The 17967-nt window shown below is 66.1% G+C and carries 17 protein-coding genes; 4 read left to right on the top strand and 13 right to left on the bottom strand.

Annotated elements, in window-relative coordinates; all coding sequences use genetic code 11:
• Positions 1-131: 131 nt before the first annotated feature.
• Complete coding sequence (locus QUE68_RS08520) at positions 132-656, bottom strand: VOC family protein (RefSeq protein WP_284225549.1); 525 nt, start codon at positions 654-656, stop codon at positions 132-134.
• An 89-nt stretch (positions 657-745) separates the two neighbouring features.
• Between QUE68_RS08520 and QUE68_RS08515 the strand changes: the two genes are divergently transcribed.
• Complete coding sequence (locus QUE68_RS08515; protein WP_349816659.1) at positions 746-1204, top strand: hypothetical protein; 459 nt, start codon at positions 746-748, stop codon at positions 1202-1204.
• A 16-nt stretch (positions 1205-1220) separates the two neighbouring features.
• Here QUE68_RS08515 and QUE68_RS08510 read toward each other — a convergent pair whose 3' ends face one another.
• Positions 1221-1832 (bottom strand): TetR/AcrR family transcriptional regulator, encoded by a 612-nt coding sequence (locus tag QUE68_RS08510; RefSeq protein WP_284233539.1) that lies wholly within the window; start codon positions 1830-1832, stop codon positions 1221-1223.
• Between the two features lie 190 nt (positions 1833-2022).
• On the opposite strand from QUE68_RS08510, the gene QUE68_RS08505 reads away from it, so the two are divergent.
• Positions 2023-3303, top strand: coding sequence for a cytochrome P450 (locus tag QUE68_RS08505; protein ID WP_284233537.1), 1281 nt, complete (start codon positions 2023-2025; stop codon positions 3301-3303).
• 120 nt (positions 3304-3423) lie between these two features.
• Complete coding sequence (locus QUE68_RS08500) at positions 3424-3915, top strand: hypothetical protein (protein ID WP_284233535.1); 492 nt, start codon at positions 3424-3426, stop codon at positions 3913-3915.
• A 19-nt stretch (positions 3916-3934) separates the two neighbouring features.
• Here QUE68_RS08500 and QUE68_RS08495 read toward each other — a convergent pair whose 3' ends face one another.
• The gene (locus tag QUE68_RS08495; protein ID WP_284233534.1) at positions 3935-4339 is read right to left on the bottom strand and encodes a hypothetical protein; all 405 of its coding nucleotides are present in this window, start codon (positions 4337-4339) and stop codon (positions 3935-3937) included.
• 176 nt (positions 4340-4515) lie between these two features.
• On the opposite strand from QUE68_RS08495, the gene QUE68_RS08490 reads away from it, so the two are divergent.
• Positions 4516-5028: an Rv2253/PknI dimerization domain-containing protein gene (locus QUE68_RS08490; RefSeq protein WP_284233533.1), complete on the top strand. Its 513-nt coding sequence runs from the start codon at positions 4516-4518 to the stop codon at positions 5026-5028.
• Positions 5029-5066: 38 nt separating this feature from the next.
• Here QUE68_RS08490 and QUE68_RS08485 read toward each other — a convergent pair whose 3' ends face one another.
• The 10 genes from QUE68_RS08485 to QUE68_RS08440 form a co-directional block, all read right to left on the bottom strand.
• Positions 5067-6794 carry an MCE family protein gene (locus tag QUE68_RS08485; RefSeq protein WP_284225543.1) on the bottom strand — a complete coding sequence of 576 codons (1728 nt, stop codon included), beginning with the start codon at positions 6792-6794 and terminating at the stop codon, positions 5067-5069.
• Positions 6794-8161, bottom strand: a complete 1368-nt coding sequence (locus QUE68_RS08480) for an MCE family protein (RefSeq protein WP_284225542.1) — start codon at positions 8159-8161, stop codon at positions 6794-6796. Before QUE68_RS08480 ends, QUE68_RS08485 begins: the two co-directional genes overlap by 1 nt.
• On the bottom strand, positions 8158-9663 hold the full coding sequence (locus QUE68_RS08475) for an MCE family protein (RefSeq protein WP_284225541.1): 1506 nt from the start codon (positions 9661-9663) through the stop codon (positions 8158-8160). Before QUE68_RS08475 ends, QUE68_RS08480 begins: the two co-directional genes overlap by 4 nt.
• The gene (locus tag QUE68_RS08470) at positions 9660-10745 is read right to left on the bottom strand and encodes an MCE family protein (RefSeq protein WP_284225540.1); all 1086 of its coding nucleotides are present in this window, start codon (positions 10743-10745) and stop codon (positions 9660-9662) included. Before QUE68_RS08470 ends, QUE68_RS08475 begins: the two co-directional genes overlap by 4 nt.
• Positions 10745-11770 carry an MCE family protein gene (locus tag QUE68_RS08465; RefSeq protein WP_284225539.1) on the bottom strand — a complete coding sequence of 342 codons (1026 nt, stop codon included), beginning with the start codon at positions 11768-11770 and terminating at the stop codon, positions 10745-10747. Before QUE68_RS08465 ends, QUE68_RS08470 begins: the two co-directional genes overlap by 1 nt.
• Positions 11767-12960, bottom strand: coding sequence for an MCE family protein (locus QUE68_RS08460; RefSeq protein ID WP_284225538.1), 1194 nt, complete (start codon positions 12958-12960; stop codon positions 11767-11769). Before QUE68_RS08460 ends, QUE68_RS08465 begins: the two co-directional genes overlap by 4 nt.
• Positions 12961-12972: 12 nt before the next feature.
• The gene (locus QUE68_RS08455; protein WP_284225536.1) at positions 12973-13830 is read right to left on the bottom strand and encodes an MlaE family ABC transporter permease; all 858 of its coding nucleotides are present in this window, start codon (positions 13828-13830) and stop codon (positions 12973-12975) included.
• 9 nt (positions 13831-13839) lie between these two features.
• Positions 13840-14649, bottom strand: a complete 810-nt coding sequence (locus QUE68_RS08450) for an MlaE family ABC transporter permease (RefSeq protein ID WP_284225535.1) — start codon at positions 14647-14649, stop codon at positions 13840-13842.
• A 371-nt stretch (positions 14650-15020) separates the two neighbouring features.
• A complete protein-coding gene (locus QUE68_RS08445) occupies positions 15021-16229 on the bottom strand; it encodes a CaiB/BaiF CoA transferase family protein (RefSeq protein ID WP_284225533.1) in 1209 nt (402 codons plus the stop codon).
• Entirely contained in the window at positions 16226-17833 is a 1608-nt protein-coding gene (locus tag QUE68_RS08440) for an aldehyde dehydrogenase family protein (protein WP_286275771.1), read from the bottom strand. Before QUE68_RS08440 ends, QUE68_RS08445 begins: the two co-directional genes overlap by 4 nt.
• Positions 17834-17967 lie beyond the last annotated feature (134 nt).

The raw sequence follows: 17967 nt of genomic DNA, 5'->3' as shown, positions 1-17967 counted from the left end.
CGTTCACTATGGGCGGGCCAGATCGGTGGCCATCGGTCTCCTGGAAAAATGCATTCTCCTCGAGAGCATACGAGAGCGCTGAGCGAATGCACAGCGTTATCGTGGCATCGCCGGGTCGGCGAGCGAACCGACTAACCGACGATCCGGATCGGGTCGCGCCCGTCCCAGTCCCGTGCCGCGTCGCGGATCATTGCGCCCATCGCACTGGTGACCTCGGTGAGTTCCATGAGCTCGAAGACGGTGGCCTGGCCACCAGGGAGTGGTTCGACGTAGGCGAAGCGCGTGGTGGTGCCGTCTCCCCCACTCCACACCACCGGCCACCCCGCGGCTTCGGCGGACGCCACCGAAGCGTCGATATTAGCTGTCCACCAGGCCAACTGGTGGAAGCCCTCCCGCCCGCCATCGAGGAACTCGCGGAAGATCGACGGGGTGTCGCCGTGCTGGTGGATCAACTCGACCTGGAGGTCCCCCGAGTTGGCGAGCGCGATCGAAATGGTCACCTCGCACGCCTCGCCACGGTAGATCGCCTGCTGGGTGTACTCGCGGACGACGAACCACGGTCCCACGCCCAGCGCGATCCAGGAATCGAGCACCGCGTCGAAATCGCGGACGACGTAACCGATCTGACGGATGGGACCCGGCATTGCGCTGTACATACGCCGAGCCTAGGGCCCGGGCCGTCGGACTTCGGCCCAATGTGCCCCATTCCCGCCACCCGCGGGTAAGGGCGTTCTAAAATCTGCGAATGAGGTTTCCGGGAGGACACGGGCCGACCGGCCGACGCTTGCTTGGGCTCGGCGCGCTCATGGTGGCCGGCAGCCTGCTGCCGAGTGCCGCCGTGGCCGTCGCGGACGACGATCCGCTGCCGGGTCCGCCGCTGCACCACGTGCAGTACACCGTGTTCACGGAGGCGCCGTTCCGGAATGCCGAAATCTACTACCGCAACGTCGACCCGGCGAACTTCGGTGACTACAGCCATAATCCGTACCTCTTCAGCCCGAACGTGGAAGCCGACCTCGGCCCGGGTCAGATGTGGACCATGGACGTGATGCTCGCCGACCCCGACCAGTGGGCGATGGTCACGGCAAGCAGTCTCGACTCGCCGAAGCAGCCGAACTTCCACTGCGTGATCGCCGTCGACGGCAACGTCGTGGTGACCAACCAGGGGCCAAGGGGAGCGCTCTGCTCGATCCGCCTCTGGTGAAGGACCCCCGAACGATTCAGGCAGATGCCGTGGTTGCCGCCGGAAGGCGTTCACCCTCCAGGCGGCGCAGCCAGTCCTCGCAGAAGGCCAGCATCTCGTCGTGACCGGCCGACATCCCGAGTGCCTGCTCCATGATGAGCACCCGGGAGACGCTCGTCGCGAACACGGCCCAGACCACCGGTGGCACATCGGACGTCTCGTACCCGTAGCGCCGCAGCGCGGTCGTGATGGCCTCGACCTGCTGCTCACGGAAGCGTTCGGCGAAGACTCCTATCTCGGCGCGCAACGCCTTGCGGTGGTTGGCCAGACCCATGAACTCCATGGTCAACTGGGTCCCCGCCGGGTCGGTGCCGAACTCCCACAACGCCCACAGCGGCTGGGTCGATTCGAGCGCCTGCGCCTGGGCATCGAGCCCCTGCCTGGCGCGACGCCGGAAGACCTCGAGGAACAGGTCGTCCATCGTGCGGAAGTAGTAATGCACGAGCTGCGGTTTGAGGCTCGCGCGCTCGGCGACCCGTCGCGACGTCACGGCGGCGTAGCCGTCCTCGAGCATCAGTTGCTCGGCGGCATCGAGCAGGACGCCGCGGTTCTTGGCGTCCGGGGCGCCGATCCTTCGGTCCGATGCCATGCCCATTCCTTCCTCGCCGCGCCAGGCGGCGTCACCAGGCGAATCGTAGACGCCACCGGCCAGTCGACCTTGACCGCGACACTAGCCCATGCTAAGCAGGTGCTCAGCACTATTGGTGCCATCGCCGGGGTGTTGCGCCGCCCGCCGATCCGCACTTCCGCTCGACGCCGTTCTGGAAGGAACTCACGAGATGACCACTGACTTCGACTCGGTCGACTACTTCACCGATCAGTCTCTGGTGCCCGACCCGCACCCCTATTTCGATCACCTGCGGAGCAAGTGCCCGGTCGTGCGCGAGCCCAACTACGGGGTGCTGGCGATCACCGGCTACGACGAGGCGAACGCGGTGCTCAAGGACACCGACACCTACTCGTCGTGCATCGCGGTGGCAGGGCCGTTCCCGCCACTGCCGTTCACGCCAGAAGGTGACGACATCACCCAGCAGATCACCGATCACCGCTCGCAGATGCCGATGTTCGAGCACATGGTCACCATGGATCCGCCGGACCACACCAACGCCAGGTCCCTCCTGAACCGGCTCCTCACCCCGAGTCGACTGAAGGAGAACGAGGACTTCATGTGGCGCCTCGCCGACGAATGCCTCGATGACTTCGTCGCCGACGGCAAGTGCGAATTCCTGTCCGCCTACGCAAAGCCGTTCTCGCTCTTGGTCATCGCCGATCTGCTCGGCGTTCCCGAGCAGGATCACGAGGAGTTCCGAACCGTGCTCGGCTCGCCGCGGCCCGGCGCGCAGGTCGGCTCGCTCGAGCACGAATCCGTCGGACTCAACCCGCTCGAGTGGCTGGACGACAAGTTCGTCGGCTATCTCGAGGACCGCCGCACCCAGCCAAGGGACGACGTCCTGACCGCCCTGGCGGGAGCGAAGTACCCCGACGGATCTACACCGCCGGTGCTCGAGGTGGCCCGCTCGGCCACCTTCCTCTTCGCTGCGGGCCAGGAGACCACGACCAAGCTGCTGTCGGCGTCGATGAAGGTCCTGGGTGACCGCCCGGACATCCAGGACGCGTTGCGCAAGGACCGCAGCCGCATCCCCATCTTCGTCGAGGAGTCACTGCGGATGGACGCACCGGTGAAGAGCCAATTCCGGTTGGCCAAGAGGAAAACTCACCTCGGCGACACCGACGTTCCCGCGGGCACCACGCTGATGGTGTGCCCCGGTGCGGTCAACCGCGACCCCGTGCGCTTCGAGAACCCCCACGAGTTCAGCCTCGACCGCAAGAACGTTCGCGAGCACATCGCGTTCGGCCGCGGCGTGCACTCCTGCCCCGGCGGCCCCCTGGCCCGCGTCGAGGGCAGGGTCTCGATCGAACGCATCCTCGACCGGATGGGCGACATCACCATCGACGAGGAGAAGCACGGTCCGATCGACGATCGCCGCTACACCTACGAACCGACGTTCATCCTGCGTGGGCTCACCGAGATCAACATCCGGTTCACCCCCAAGGATTGAGCTCTCTGCGTTCGGCAGACCCGTTGAACGCCTTGCGATGTGCTGCCGCCAAACGGCCCATTCGCGGACGGGAGTCCCGATAAGCTGCGGGAGCATCCGAACACGCGACGGGAGATGGCGATGGCTACGATGGCTAGGGCGGCAGCGCCGGTACTGAGCGCCATTCTGGCAGTGGCCGCAATGCTGTTCGCACCGACGGCGAACGCAGCCGGTATGCGGATCGGCAACTACGTGGTCCTCACCGACCGCTGGAACGATCACTCGTGGATATGGTCGATCACCCACTCCTGCAAGAACGATCCGGAGTGCGGCACCTACTTCGTCGACCCGATCATCGCCCCCGCCACCGACAACCTGAACGTCCTGGCGATTCCGCGGCCGCCGAAGAGTCAGAAGTTTCAGAACACGGCGTTCTACGACAACGGCCGGTACACCCTGACCGTCGACGTCATCGACGGGGTGCGCTGCATCGGGTTCAACCTGCCATCACACGACGTCTACTCCTGGGACGCCACCACCTTGGGCGGGACGATCGTGTCCACCTATGACGCGGGCTGCTACGGGGCGCCCGCCGGCACGAGTACGTATTCGTTCTCGCTGCAACGATACTGAGCGGGTCGCGGCAGGCGGGCTAGATGTCTCCGCGGGTCCAGACGGCCGCACCGTTTCGTGAATCACAGGACAGGAACAGCCCATCGGGGGCCTGAGCCATGTCCCCATCGCGCCCAGAGCAATTGCCACCTTCGAGTTTGATGCCCCGAAGCTCGGTGGAGCGGAACCAACGCGGCGGGAGGCGTCGCGGCGATCCGCAGAACACCACCCTCCCCCAGTTCGTCACACCGAAGACGTAGTAGGTGGTCTGTTCACACGGTGCGCCGAGCACCGCGCCGGGCATGATGCCCGGCATGCAGGCGGGCAGGTTGCACGACGTGAGATCGTCGGCGGGCGGAGGATCGGTGGGGTCGGCCACCGCGGGGGGCGCAGCCAAGAGCCCCGCCAGCAGGAGCCCGGCAGCAGCGGTCAGGACGCGTCGCACGATACGTACCCTTCCACGAGCGAGAGCCGAATTCTCTCTTTTGGCCGAAGATCGGCCATCTCGACTCAGGGTACGTTCCGAACCCCGTCGCCACGGTTGCTCGCGATGTTATTCTCCTGCGTAAGAATGGCATTGCCATGGCAGTCAGCCAAGGTGAACGTATCGAGGAGCACGTCATGAGCTCAGCGAAGACCATCTCGGGAGCCGCGTTGATCGCCGCCGCCGCGATCGGAATGAGCTCCGCACCAACGGCGTTGGCCACCGATGGCGATTACGCCATCAACGGGACCTTCTCCGTGGTCTCCAACGGCGAGTGGGCCAAGGTGAACGACCGCTACCAGGATGAGCCGACGGTGCGCAGTACGTGGACGGTGAACACGACCTGTTCCACCGCCATCACCTGCTCGGGCAAGGTCACCAGCAGCCTGGGCTGGACCGAGGACATCTACACGACTAGCGGATTGTGGTACGTCAAACACTATGTGCCCGACTGGATCCCGTGTCCGGACGGCAGCAGAGCCCCCGGTCTGCAGGTCTACCGGTTCATCCATGCGAACGAGGAAGGCACGGCCCAGCAGGGCTCCAACCTGCTGGCCGGTGAAGACGAGACGACCGGCATCAGCGGCAATTGCGGCCGGAACCGCTCGCTGGTGCTCACCCTTCCGGTGAAGATCACCAAGATCGACTGATCGACCACCCACCCGAGGCCGGGGTCACCGGCTTCGGGTCAGTGCGGCAGCAGATCCTTCCAGGACAGCCCCAGGCGAGCTCCCGCCACCAAGTTCGTCACCTTGTACACCTTGCCGTTCGAACCGACGTATTCGCCTGTGCGCGGGTTGTACTCGGCAACGGCCACCTTGGGACCGGCGGTGGGCGTCGCGGTCCCGAAGGAACTCGGAGCCACCTGCGGCGCGGCGCCATCGACCGCCGGCCCGGGGGCCGGACCGGCCGCTGCCGGATCCGGCATGATCTCCGGCGCGGGCCCCGGTGCCGGACCGAGCGGTGGGATCGGGACGCCGTTCAACGAGTTGCCCGTTGGCGGCGGTGGCGGCGGTACCGCAGCGGCCGTGAAGGGGGCCTCCAACGGTGAGAGCGGCGCCGCACCGGGCGGTGCGCCGGGGGGCGTACCCAATGGAACTGCCCCGGGGGGCAACGGCGTTCCCTCGAGCGGCGCATGGATGTTGTCATTGAAATCCGTGCGGTCGTCGATCGGAATGCCTTGCGCGATCAGGCTGGGATCGATCGGATACGGTCCGAGACCGTGCTGCCGCATCGCCAGGGGCGTGAACGGCTTGTCACTGTTGCAGATGGCGACCGTCGGCGCGCGCTTCCCCGGATGCCGGATGCAGGGGTAGTTGCGTGCGCCGCGAACGGCGACCGGCGAGTCCTGTGGCAGCTTGCAGTAGAGCCCGTCAGGAGTGTCGATGTCGGACTCGTCGTCGGGCGAGCGCCACGACGACGGCGGAAGGAAGCCGACCGTGCACGGCGGCGGATCACTCACCGTCGCCGCGAAGTCGCCCCTAGCGGCGCCGGTCGAGTCGCTGGACGTCGTATACGCCTGCTGCTGGGCAACATACGGCGGCAATAGCACCAGCAGCTGCTCGAGCGACGCGTTGTAGGTCATCAGGATCTCGCTGACCGTACCCAGGTTCGCCAGCAGGACGGGCAGCGTCGGCTTCAGCTGGCTCAGCAGACTCGAGGTCTCGTCCGCGAAGGCCGGCCCCTTCGCCAGCACCGCACGGAACTGCGGGTCATTGTCGGCCAGCTGACCGGTGAAGCCCGCGAGGCTGCGTGCCCATGTGCGAATCGAATCGACCGTATCGGCCTGCGACGCCAGCAGCGGGCGGCTGTCGTCGGCGAGAGCGCGTGTCTGGTCGGCGATACCGTTCAGGTCGGCGCTCAGCGTAGCCCCGGAGTCCAGTAACGAGCCGAAATCGTCACTGGCGCCGTTCAATCCCTTGTACGTCTCGTCGAGCAGGGCGCTCAGCCGATCCTTGGGGAACGTGTCCACCAACGTGCTGACCCGGTCGAGCACCGGACCAACGGGTTGCGGTAGCGAGACGTTGGCTGCGGTGATGACGGCCCCGTCCTGAAGGTACGGGCCCGAGTCGGTCCGCGGTCGCAGGTCGACGTACTGCTCACCGACCGCGGAGATGCTGCGGATCTCGGCTTGAAGGTCGGCGGGGATCTTCGGGGACGTCGCGATTCTCATCGTCGCCTCGGCGCCGTCCGGGGTGAGCTCCACCCCGGTGACCTTTCCGACCTCGACGCCGCGATAGGTCACGTTGCTGAACCGGTAGAGCCCGCCGGAGGCGGGCATCTGCACCTTGACGGTGAGGCGGCCGAGACCAAGGAGCGTCGGCACCTGGATGTAGGCGAAGGCCATCACGATCACGCCGATGGTCCCGACGACCGTGAAGATGACGAGCTGGATCTTGATCAGACGAGTCAGCATCAATTGCCTCCGGCCATGGGCGCCATCGGATACGGACCGGCGAAGATGGATCCGCTCGGTGGCGAAGGCGCGGACTCATTGGCGACCACGCCGTCGTTCTGCCCCTGCGGAACCACGGGCAGCACGGGCCCAGTGACCGGCGGGGGCGCTTGCGCTGGAAGCACCCCCGGCCCCGGCAGGCTCCGATCGGCCCCGGGCGGGTCCGCCTGCAATCCTGCGGTGGGGGGGTTGCCGGGTAGGGCCGACAGCGGGCCGCCGGGCGGCGGTGGCTGCAGGGGCCGCCCCAGCGGATCGTAGGTGTAGCGCTGGAAGAACGGCTCGCCGGGAAGCGGCACGAGGTCGCGGCCTTCCTGACCGGCTCGGGAGCCCAAGAAGATCGACTTTCGCAGCCGAGGGCCCGAGATGTCGATCGTCGCAAACAGATTGATGAAGTCACCTCGTACACCGCGGTCGATGAGCGCCTGCCCGTATGGGAAGACCGTCAGGTAGGCGATGGCCTCCGTGATGTCGGGTCCGACATCGGCGAGCGCCTGGAGCGTCGGCTGAAGGTTCTGCAGGTTCTTGACGAGGTCGGCCTGGGTGTCGTTGACCAGCCGGTTCGCAGTATCGCTGAAGTTGCCCAGCTTGGTGAGCGCGGTGGTGAGTTGCGGCCGCTCGCGATCGAGCACCTCGAGCGCCCGGGGGATCCGCTGCAGCGCCTGGTCGAGGACGTCGCGCTTACCCGCGAAGGTCACCGCGATCCGGTTCAGGGCACTGATGGTGGCGACGAGATTCTCCCGCTGCTGATCGAGCGTGCCCACGAACGTGTCGAGCTGGCTCAACAGATCGCGAAAGTCGGACTCACGCCCCGACAACGCCGTGTTGAAGGTGTGGACGATCTCGCCGATCTGGCCCAGACCGCCCGCGTTCACCACCACGGACAGCGACGACAGGGTCTGTTCCGTCGACGGGTAGGTCGACGAGTCATTGAGTCCGATCGTGGCCCCCGGCGCTAGCTTGCCCTCCGGAGGTTGGCCGAGCGGCGGATCTAGCGCCAGGTGCATCGAGCCCAGGAGGCTGGTCTGCCCGACGCTGGCCACCGCATTGGCAGGGATGACGACATCGGGCTTCACCGAGATCTCGACGTTGGCGTGCCAGTTCTCGACGTCCATCTTCCCGACGCTGCCGACGACGACGTCGTTCATCAGGACGGGCGAATTCGATTCCAGTGTCGAGATGTTCGCGATCTCGACGTGATATCTGACGGCGTCGGATCCGCGGCCGACGGCCCCGGGCAACGGAAGCGAGTTGATTCCCTGGAACGCGCATCCGGTGGCGGTGAGCGCCACGCACGTGCCCGTCGCCAACAACCGACCGAGCTTGTTCATGGTGTCCCCTCTGCGGCGAGCGGCGGTCCTGGCGCAGGGCCGGGAGCCGGTGGTGGGGATTCGGCGGGTAGCAGCAGGTTCGGCAGGTTCGGCGCGCCGGCCGCATCGGCTGGCGGAGGTCCTGGTGGCGGTCCAGGCGGCACCGGGGCGCCGGGATACAGCGCCGGTGACGGGAACGCCGGCAGCCGATCGTTGACCGGCAGAGGAACGCCGGGCGGCCCCATGCCGGCCGGTGGCGGGACGTCACCGTCCAACCCGGTGTACGCGGAGACCGACGGCGGGATCTCCGGCGGCCCGGGCGGGGCTCCCTCGCCCCCGGGCGCCAGCCTGGCCTCCGAGTACACGATGTTGTCCGGGCTGGCCGACTTGGCCAGGTACGGATTGATCGGCACCGGAATGTAGTTCAGATTCAGCAGCCGCAACGCGGGACCGAGGTAGTCGTTGCACAACTTCGCCGTCTCGGGCGCCGTGGTGTTCTGCAGCGCGCCGATGGTGCCGCAGACGAACTGCATCGGATTGGACAGGTTGGGGATCGCGAACCCGCCGCGGACCGTGCCGATGTCCGGGTCGTAGATGTTGTAGGCATTCGCAAAGGCATTGGGCGTCACGTGGAGTACCTGCTCGAGGTCCATCTTGGAGTCGACCAGGGTCTGCGTGACGGCGGTCAACCCACGAATCTGTTCGACGGTCTGGTCACGGGTGCCCACGACGAAGCGCTTCACCTCGTCGATCGCGACCGACAGATCCGTCAGCGCCGCATCGAGATCGGACTTGCTTCCGTCGAGCACGCTGGACAGCGTGGCCAGCCGGTTGTTGAAGGCCACGATCTGTTCGTTGCTCCCCCGCAGCGCGGTCACGAAGACCTGCAGATTCTTGATTGTGTCGACGAAGTTGCCGCTGCCGTCGGCCAGGATCCGGCCCACCCCGGAGAGTTGCTTCAACGTCTCGCGCAGCTTGTCGCCGTTGCCCTCGAGGGCGTTGGCAGCGCTGTCGATGAAACGGCCCACCGAGCTGGTGTTCAAGTCGCCCTTGGGTCCAAGGTCGGTCGCGAGGCGGTCGAGCTGAACCTTCACCTCATCCCATTCGACGGGGACTGCGGTGCGCTCCAACGGGATCACCGCGCCATCGCCCAGCGTCGGGCCCTCTTCTGAAGAGCGGAACGCGGGGGTCAACTGAACGTAGCGGGCGGCGATGAGGTTCTGCGCGACGATGACCGCCTTGGCGTCGGCAGGCACCGGCACGTTCGGGTCGACCGCCATGGTGATCTTGGTCTGGGTGCCCTGCGGTTCGATCTTGTCGATCGTGCCGACCTTGACACCGGAGACCTTTACGTCATCGCCGGGATAGATGGCGGTGGCCGAGGTGAAGAACGCGGTGATCGTGGTGGGCGCGAAGAACGCGGCGCGGATGGCCAGGAAGCCACCCCCGATGAGCGCGATGACCAGCCCCGCCGCGATGGCGGGGACGAGCCAGGACCGAGACTTCTCGGCACGAGACGTCATCGCGAGCCTCCAGGAACTCCGTTGTACGGCAACGGCAACTCGGCACGCGGTCCGGTATCCGCGGGCGGCGCTCCGCTACCGAACGGCCCGCGACGGAATCCGAACGCATAGTCGAGGAACGGCTGAAGCAGCTGCGCCGGTTGGAAGTTCGGCACGTAGGCGGTGTAGTAGCCGCCGCTGGACACCGCTTCGGCCAGCGTGGTCTGGTACTTCGCCGCACCCGGTAGCGCCTTGGCGAGATTGTCGCGGTTCTTCTCGAGTACCGCGTTCACCCTGTTGAGCCGTTCCAGCGTCGGCGCCAGTTCCTTCTCGTTGTCGCCGACGAGGCCGATCAGCTGCTTGGACACGGCCGACGTGTTCGCCAGCAGGCCGACGATCGCCTGGCGGCGTTCGACGAGCACCGCCAGCAGATCGTCGGCATTGAGGATCAGGGAATTCACCTGTTGGCTGCGCTCCGAGAGGATTCCGGTGACGTCCGCGGCGGACTTGAGAAGCTCGCGCAGCGTGTCATCACGGCTGTTGAGGGATTTCGACAACCGACTCAGGCCGTCGAACGTCGGGCCCAGTTGCGGCGCAATGCGATCCAACGTCGTCGACAGGGTGTCCAGCGACTGGTTGAGCGCCTCGGTGTCGGTACCGGCCGTGTTCGTGGTCAGTTCGCCGACCGCATCGCTGAGCGAATACGGCGATGACGTCCGCGACACCGGAATGGCGTCGGTGCGGCTCAACGACCCGCCACCGGCCGACTCCAGACTCAGAACACGTTGTCCCAGAAGCGATCCAGTGCGAATGTGGGCCGACGTCTGGGATCCCAGCGGGTACTTGGAGTTGACCGTGAACGCGACGAGGGCGTCACCGTCGTCGAGCGAGACGCCGGTGACGGCACCCACCTTGAGGCCCGAGAGGGTGACGTCGTTGCCGACGAAGATGCCGCCGGCCTCGCTGAACCGGGCCTGATACTTCAGCGAGGTCGCATACGAGAGCAGACGTTCCGGTTGCAGCCCCACGGCGACGACCAGGATGGCGAGGACGACACCGATGAAACCGGCGCGGACCAGGTTCGAGGCGCGATACTTCAGCATTACGGCTCAGCGCACCTTCCGTTTTCTTGCGACACGAAGGGGAATACCGAAGCCCTTCCCTGGAGGTCGGTGACGCGAATCTTGAGCTCGCAGATGTAGTACTGCACGAACGACCCGTATGCCCCAATTCGGGCAAGTTTGCGGTAGTTGCCCGGCGATCTCTGCAACGCGCCGTCGAGAAACGACGTCTTGGCGTCGAGGTTGGTGGCCAGGCGACTCAGTTGGTCGATGGTGCCTGCAAGCGGTGGCCGGGCTTGCGTGAGGAGATCGGCCAGCGACGCGGTGCCGTTGTCGAGCGACGTGATGGCGGTGCCGATCGGATCGCGATCCTGCGATAGACCCGTGATCAGCTTCTCGAGCCGGTCGACCAGGCCGTCGAACTGGTCGCCGTCCTTGGCCACGGTGCCCAGCACCGTGTTCAGGTTGTCGATCAGCTGCTCGGTGGTCGCGTTGTTGTCCGCCAGCGAGTTGGTGAACGACGACGTCTTCGCCAGCAGGGAGTCGAGCGTGCCCTCTTGGCCCTGGAAGACGTCGACCAGCGACGCCGAAAGCGCGTTCACGTCTTGCGGGTTCAGGCCCTGGACAACTGGTTTCAGGCCACTCAAGAGCAGATCCAGATCGAGCGCCGGCTGGGTGCGGTCCACCGGGATCTCAGAACCGGCAGGCAGTAACCGCGTCGAGCCGGGGCCGTCGATCAGGTCGAGGAACCGGTCCCCGGTGAGGTTGAGGTAGCGGATCGCGGCTTGCGTTCCCGTGGTGAGCGAAATCTTGCGGTCGGCATCGAACTCCACGAGCACCGTGCGGTCCGGTCGCAACGACACGTCGGTGACGGTCCCCACCCGAATTCCGGCCACCCGTACCGTATCTCCCGCGGACAACCGGGAGGCGTCGGTGAAGACCGCCGAGAAGCCGTTGGTAGAGCCGGTCCGGTACTGCCCGAAGGTGAAGAACAGGAACACCGTCAGCAGCGCCATGACAGCGCCGAAGATCCCGAACTTGACGAGTGTGCCCCGCGAGCCGGTCATCCGGGTTGTCCAATCTGCGCGGAGTTTCGCGGTGGGCCCGAGATGGGTCCGAACAGCGCTTGCTTGAGCGCGTCCGAGTTCAGCAGGACGCCCTGGTTGCCGTACTTCCATGGGTTGGCGCCGACGTCGGCGACCAGGAAGGGCGGAAACTTTCCATTTGGCAGCAGAGGCATCATCTGCGACTCACATTGCGGACCACCCGTGGCCGCGACCTTGGGCAGGTCCTCGGGGTAGCGGTAGCGTTCGACGCCCAACGTGAAGCTCGACGACACCTCGACGCCGGGTTTCGAAAGCGGCTGCCCCTTGAAGAAGGGGAACAAGCCCTGGATTCCGCACCTGAGCGCAGGGCTGTATTCGTTGGTCAGGTCGGTGGTGGGCACCAGCATGCGCAGGACGTCGGCGAGCGGCTGCCGGTTCTCCCCCAGCACGTCGTTACCCACGTCGGCTAGGCCGATGGCGCTGACCAGAAACCTGTCGAGATTGTCTTCCTGATCGACGAGCGTGTCGCTGACCTTGGTGGTGCTCTCGAGGATGCCGACGAGGTCGGGTGCGGCGTCGGCATAGGCATTGAGTGCCACCGGAGCCAGCTCCAGATCACGGTTGATGTTGTCTAGGCTCGGGTTGATCCTCTGCAGGAATCGGTCGAAGTCGGTCACCGTCTGGCCCAGTTTCTCCCCGCGTCCGTTCAGTGCCCCGGAGAATCCCGCCAGGGTCTGATTCAGCTTGACCGGGTCGATCGCCTTCAACACCGAGGTGAGTTGCTGAAAGACGGTGTTGATCTCGACGGTGACGTGCTGGACGTCGATCTGCTGGCCCTCCGCGAGCCGTGCTGGCGACGGAGTCGGGGGGTTGACGAACTCGACGAACTTGGCGCCGAACACCGTCGTCGACGTGATGTTGACGCCGACGTTCCCGGGGATGTCCGCAAGGTCGTCGGGGTCGATGGCCAAGTGCAGCACGGCCTTGCCGTCGGGTCGGGTTTCGATGGACTGGACTTGGCCGACCTGCACGCCGCGCATCTTGACCTTGGCTTCGGGGTTCATCACCAGGCCGGCGCGCTCGCTGACCACCGTCACCGGCACGGTCTGGCCGAAACCGCCCCGGAACATCATGACGGAGAAGACGACGACCGCGACGATGGCGAGCACGGTGGCGAGACCCGCCAGTGCGCGAACGTTCGATCGAGACATCGGTGCCCTCCCCTAACCCGACAGGTTGAAGTTGCCGCTGGAGCCGTAGACGGCCAGCGAGATCAGCAGTGTCACCGAGACCACGATGACCAACGAGGTGCGTACGGCATTGCCCACGGCCACACCGACGCCCGACGGCCCGCCGGTGGCATAGAAGCCGTAGTAGGTGTGCACCAACAGGATCGCTAGCGCCATTAGGACGGCCTGGAAGAACGACCACAACAGGTCGATGGGATTCAGGAACGTCCCGAAGTAGTGGTCGTACAAACCGCCGGACTGGCCGAAGAGGACCACGGTCGTGAACCGGCTGGCGACGAACGACAGGATGACCGCGATCGAGTACAGCGGGGTGATCGCGATCAGTCCCGCGACGATCCGCGTCGACACCAGGTACTCCACCGGGCGGATGCCCATCGACTCGAGCGCATCGATCTCCTCGTTGATCCGCATCGCCCCCAGTTGGGCGGTCACCCCGGCGCCGAAGGTGGCAGCCAGACCGATGCCCGCCACCACGGGCGCTGCGATGCGGACGTTGATGAAGGCCGCCAGGAAGCCGGTCAGCGCTTCGATGCCGATGTTGCCGAGTGAGCTATAGCCCTGCACGGCGAGCGTGCCGCCGGTGGCCAGGGTGAGGAAGCCGACGATCACCAGGGTGCCGCCGATCATCGCCAGAACACCCGCGCCCATGGAGATCTCGGCGATGAGGCGCACGATCTCCTTGCCGAAGTGCGTCGCCGCGTACGGTGTCCCCTTGATCGCCCGGCCGAAGAACAGGGTCTGATCCCCGATCCTGGCCAGGCTGTTGACCGGTCGGTGGACGGTGTTCACCAACCGCGGGAAGCGGCTGCGCACCACCTGCATGGTTCCCATGGCCGACCCCTACTTCGCCGTCAGCTGGATGCCGATGGCCGTGACGACCACGTTGATGACGAACAGCGCCATGAACGCGAAGACGACCGTCTCGTTGACCGCATTGCCGACGGCCTTCGCGCCGCCACCGGTGATCGTCAGCCCGCGGTAGCAGGCGATGAGCCCGGCGAGCAGCCCGAAGAGGGCCGCCTTCACACAGGAGATGATGACTTCGGGAACGCCGGTCAGGAGCGTGATGCCCGCGGCGAAGGCGCCGGGGTTGACGTCTTGGACGAAGACCGAGAAGAAGTAGCCCCCGAGAATGCCGATGATCACCACCAGGCTGTTCAACAGGAACGCCACCAGGCACGAGGCCAGCATGCGGGGGGTGACCAGGCGCTGCACGGGATTGATGCCCAGCACCTCCATGGCGTCGATCTCCTCGCGAATGGTCCGGGACCCCAGATCCGCACACATCGCGGTGGCGCCCGCACCCGCCACGATGAGCACCGTGACGAGGGGCCCGACCTGGGTGACGGCGCCGAAGGCGGCGCCCGCCCCCGACAGGTCAGCCGCTCCCAGCTCGCGAAGGAGAATGTTGAGGATGAAGCTGACCAAGACCGTGAAGGGAATCGCCACCAGGAGCGTGGGCAACAACGACACCCGTGCCACGAACCAGCACTGGTCGAGGAATTCTCGCCACTGGAACGGCCGGACGAACACGAACTTGACCGCGTCGACGCCCATCGAGAACAGACCGCCGACGGCACCCATGGGAGCCGACAAGCCCTTGGGCATCGAGACGCCCGTCGACCATCGCTCCGGTCCCCTAACCGCCATTGGTTGCAGGTCCTTTCACAATCGTCACGGCCGAAGCCCAAGCGCCGGCGACCCGATCGGCGGCTTCACCGAGGGGTTGGTGAAACAACTCGACGCACTGTGCCACACGGTGGACCCTCGGCGGGTGCCCTTTGGCGTTAATCGACTGGTCGGAATCGACGGGTCGACTCTTGGCGGCCCCGGACACTTGGGCCTGGGGCGGCTGACCAGTTCCGAAACGGATGTCCGTAGCCTCCTCCTCGTCGATGACGCCGAACCAATCATGTTGCCGTACAACGACACGTCGCCGCGACGTCGGCCGGGTTCCGGTGTTCACCCCGGCCCCCGGGTGCGCCGGGTCGCGACATTGGGCATCAAGGCCTCCGAGTCGTCTAGGTGACGGCGCCGGCCGTCTTCAGCTCGATGATGCGATCCCAGTCCAGGCCGAGTTCGACCAGTACCTCGTCGGTCTGCTCGGCGAAGGCCGGTGCGGGACCGGTGTGGGGTGGCTCGACGTCGAACTGGACGGGATTGGCGACGAGGTCCAAGTCGCCAGCACGCACGATGTAGTCGTTCGCACGCACCTGCGCGTCGTCAGCTGCCTGCAACGTGTCTTGCACGGGAGCCCACGGTCCCGCAAGGGTGGCAAACCGTGCACTCCACTCTGGAAGGGTACGGCCGGCAATCGCCTCGCGGAGGATTTCGACTGCTTCTCCCGTGTGCTCGGCAATCGACTCGACCGTTGCGAAACGCGGGTCGTCGACGAGGTCTTCGCGCTCCACGTGCCGGCAGACGTCAGCCCAGAACTTGGTGGGCTGCATCATCACCAGCGAGATGTAGCGGTTGTCCTTCGTCTCGTAGACGCCGACGAGAGGGTTGATCGGCGAGCCGTGCACACCGGGCGGCGGCGAGACCATCAACTGATGGAGGTGTGAGGTCAACGCGATGGTGTGCCCCATGGCCCATAGTCCGCTGCCGAGCAACGAGACGTCGACCGTCGAGGGCTCGCCCGTGCGCTCACGCTTGAACAGAGCCGCCGCGATGCCACCGGCGAGGTTGGTGCCGGAAATGGTATCGCCGTAGGCCGGCCCGGGTGGACCGATCATTCCCTTGGTGCCCGCAGGCGTGATGGACGCCGCCGTACCCGCACGGCACCAGAAGGCGGTCATGTCGTAACCACCCTTCTCGGATTCGATTCCGCGTGGGCCGAGCGCACTTCCCCTGGCGTAGATGATCTTTGGGTTCACCGCGCGGATGTCGTCGACGTCCATCCCGAACTTCCTGCGGTGCCCGGGAAGGAAACTCGTCAAGAACACGTCTGCACGCTTGGCGAGTTCGAGGAGGACCTCGCGGCCCTCGGGCTTGGACACGTCGAGCCCGATGCTGCGCTTGCCGCGGTTGGCATGCTCGATGTTGGGGTTCGGATCGCCCTCCACGCGAAGTGAACCGGTCTGTCGCAGGCCGCGTTGCGGATCCCCGGTGACGGCGTGCTCGACCTTGATGACGTCGGCGCCCCACTCGGCGAGCACCGCGCCCGCCGACGGCACGAACCCGTACATCGCGACCTCGAGGACGCGGATGCCCTCCAGCGGCCCGCTCATGCCTTCTCTCCGGGAACGACCGTCGCGTAGGCCTTCTGCTCCTGGAACTCCTCGAGCCCGGCGACGCCCATCTCCCTGCCGATTCCCGACTGCTTGTAGCCGCCGAAGGGCGTCTCCGCACCGAAGTAGTTGCCGCCGTTGATACTCAGGGAGCCGGCGCGAATGCGGCGAGCCATGGCCAGGGCCCGGTCCTCATCGCCGAAGACACCGCCGGCCAGTCCGTAGATCGAGTTGTTGGCGATGCGGACCGCATCGTCGTCGTCCTCGTAGCCGATGACGACGAGCACCGGGCCGAAGATCTCCTCCTGCGCGATCTCGCTGTCCGGATCGACGTCGGTCAGCAACGTGGGGGCATAGAAGAAGCCCGGATCCAGCTTCTCGCCGCCGGTGACCAGAGTGGCGCCGTCAGCCACGGCGCGCTGGACGATGCCGTGCACCTTGTCCCGCTGTTGCTCGCTGATCAGCGGCCCCATGTAGGTCTTCGGATCCGCCGGGTCGCCGTGGCGTACATGGGCCAGGTTCGCCGCCACCTGCGCGACGATCTCGTCCTTGCGCGCGTTGGGCACCAGTAGACGCGTCGTGAGGGCACAGCCCTGTCCGGCGTGCGTGACGATCGTGAAGGCCGCCATCATCGCGCAGCTGCCTATGTCGGCATCGTCGAGCATGATCATCGCCGACTTCCCACCCAGCTCCAGGAAGACGCGCTTCACCGTCGCACTACCCGCCGCCATGATCGCGCGGCCGGTCGGCGTGGAACCGGTGAAGGTGACCACGTCGACCTCGGGGCTGGCGGTCAGCACGGGCCCGACTGCGGGGTCTGCCGAACTCAACACGTTCACCACGCCCGCCGGAATGTCGGTGTGCTGGGCGATCAGCTCGCCGAGCGCCAAGGTGATGAGCGGCGTATCCGGGGCACCCTTGAGGACCACGGTGCACCCGGCGGCCAGGGCGGGCGCCAGCTTCGCGAGCGCGAGCTGGTTGGGGTAGTTGTAGGCGATGATGGCGGCGACCACACCCGCCGCTTCCTTCTCCACCCAACGATGGTGCAGCTGCCCCCGGCTCGCGACGTTGCCGAGGTCTTCGGTCATCGGATAGGTCTTCAGGAGGTCGGCGTAGAAGCGGACGATCCGGATCGGGTCGTCGAGCTGGGGACCGGCGAGCAGGGCGGGCGTCGCGCCGACTTCTGCGATGGTCAGGGCACCCAGCTCGTCGCGGTGTTCGACCAGAGCGGCGTGCAGCTGCTCCAGACAGTGAATCCGGAACTCGACGTCGGTGGACCAGGTCGTCGTGTCGAACGCCCGCCGGGCCGCACCGATGGCCGCGCGGGCATCCTCGGCGGTGGCGTCGGGCGCGTAGCCCAGCACCTCCCCGGTCGCAGGGTTGAGCGAGGGGAAGGTCCTCGAGTCGATGTCGTCGGCAGCCCCACTCCGCGAGTCGATGTCGTCGGCAGCCCGACTCCGCGAGTCGATGTCGTCGGCAGCCCGACTCCGCCCAGCCTCGACGAGTTTCCCGTCCACCAGCATCCGCCGGTCGGCCTTCGACCGGGGCGCGTGCGCACCCGAGCCTGCACGCCCGTCGGCGGCCATCGTCGGTGTCTGGCCCATCATCCTCCTCAGTGTGATGGAAATTTCATTCTCATCAGTGGCGAATCATACATTCGCTAGACGAGAACACAAGCAGCCTCAGACCACCTCGTCAGGGCCTTGCAAGACCCTTGGCCAGTACGGTTTTGGATCTG

Source organism: Mycolicibacterium sp. TUM20985 (genome assembly GCF_030295745.1).
Lineage (GTDB): Bacteria > Actinomycetota > Actinomycetes > Mycobacteriales > Mycobacteriaceae > Mycobacterium.
Note: the sequence above shows the minus strand (reverse complement) of the source record. Positions and strands in the feature narration are given on the sequence as shown.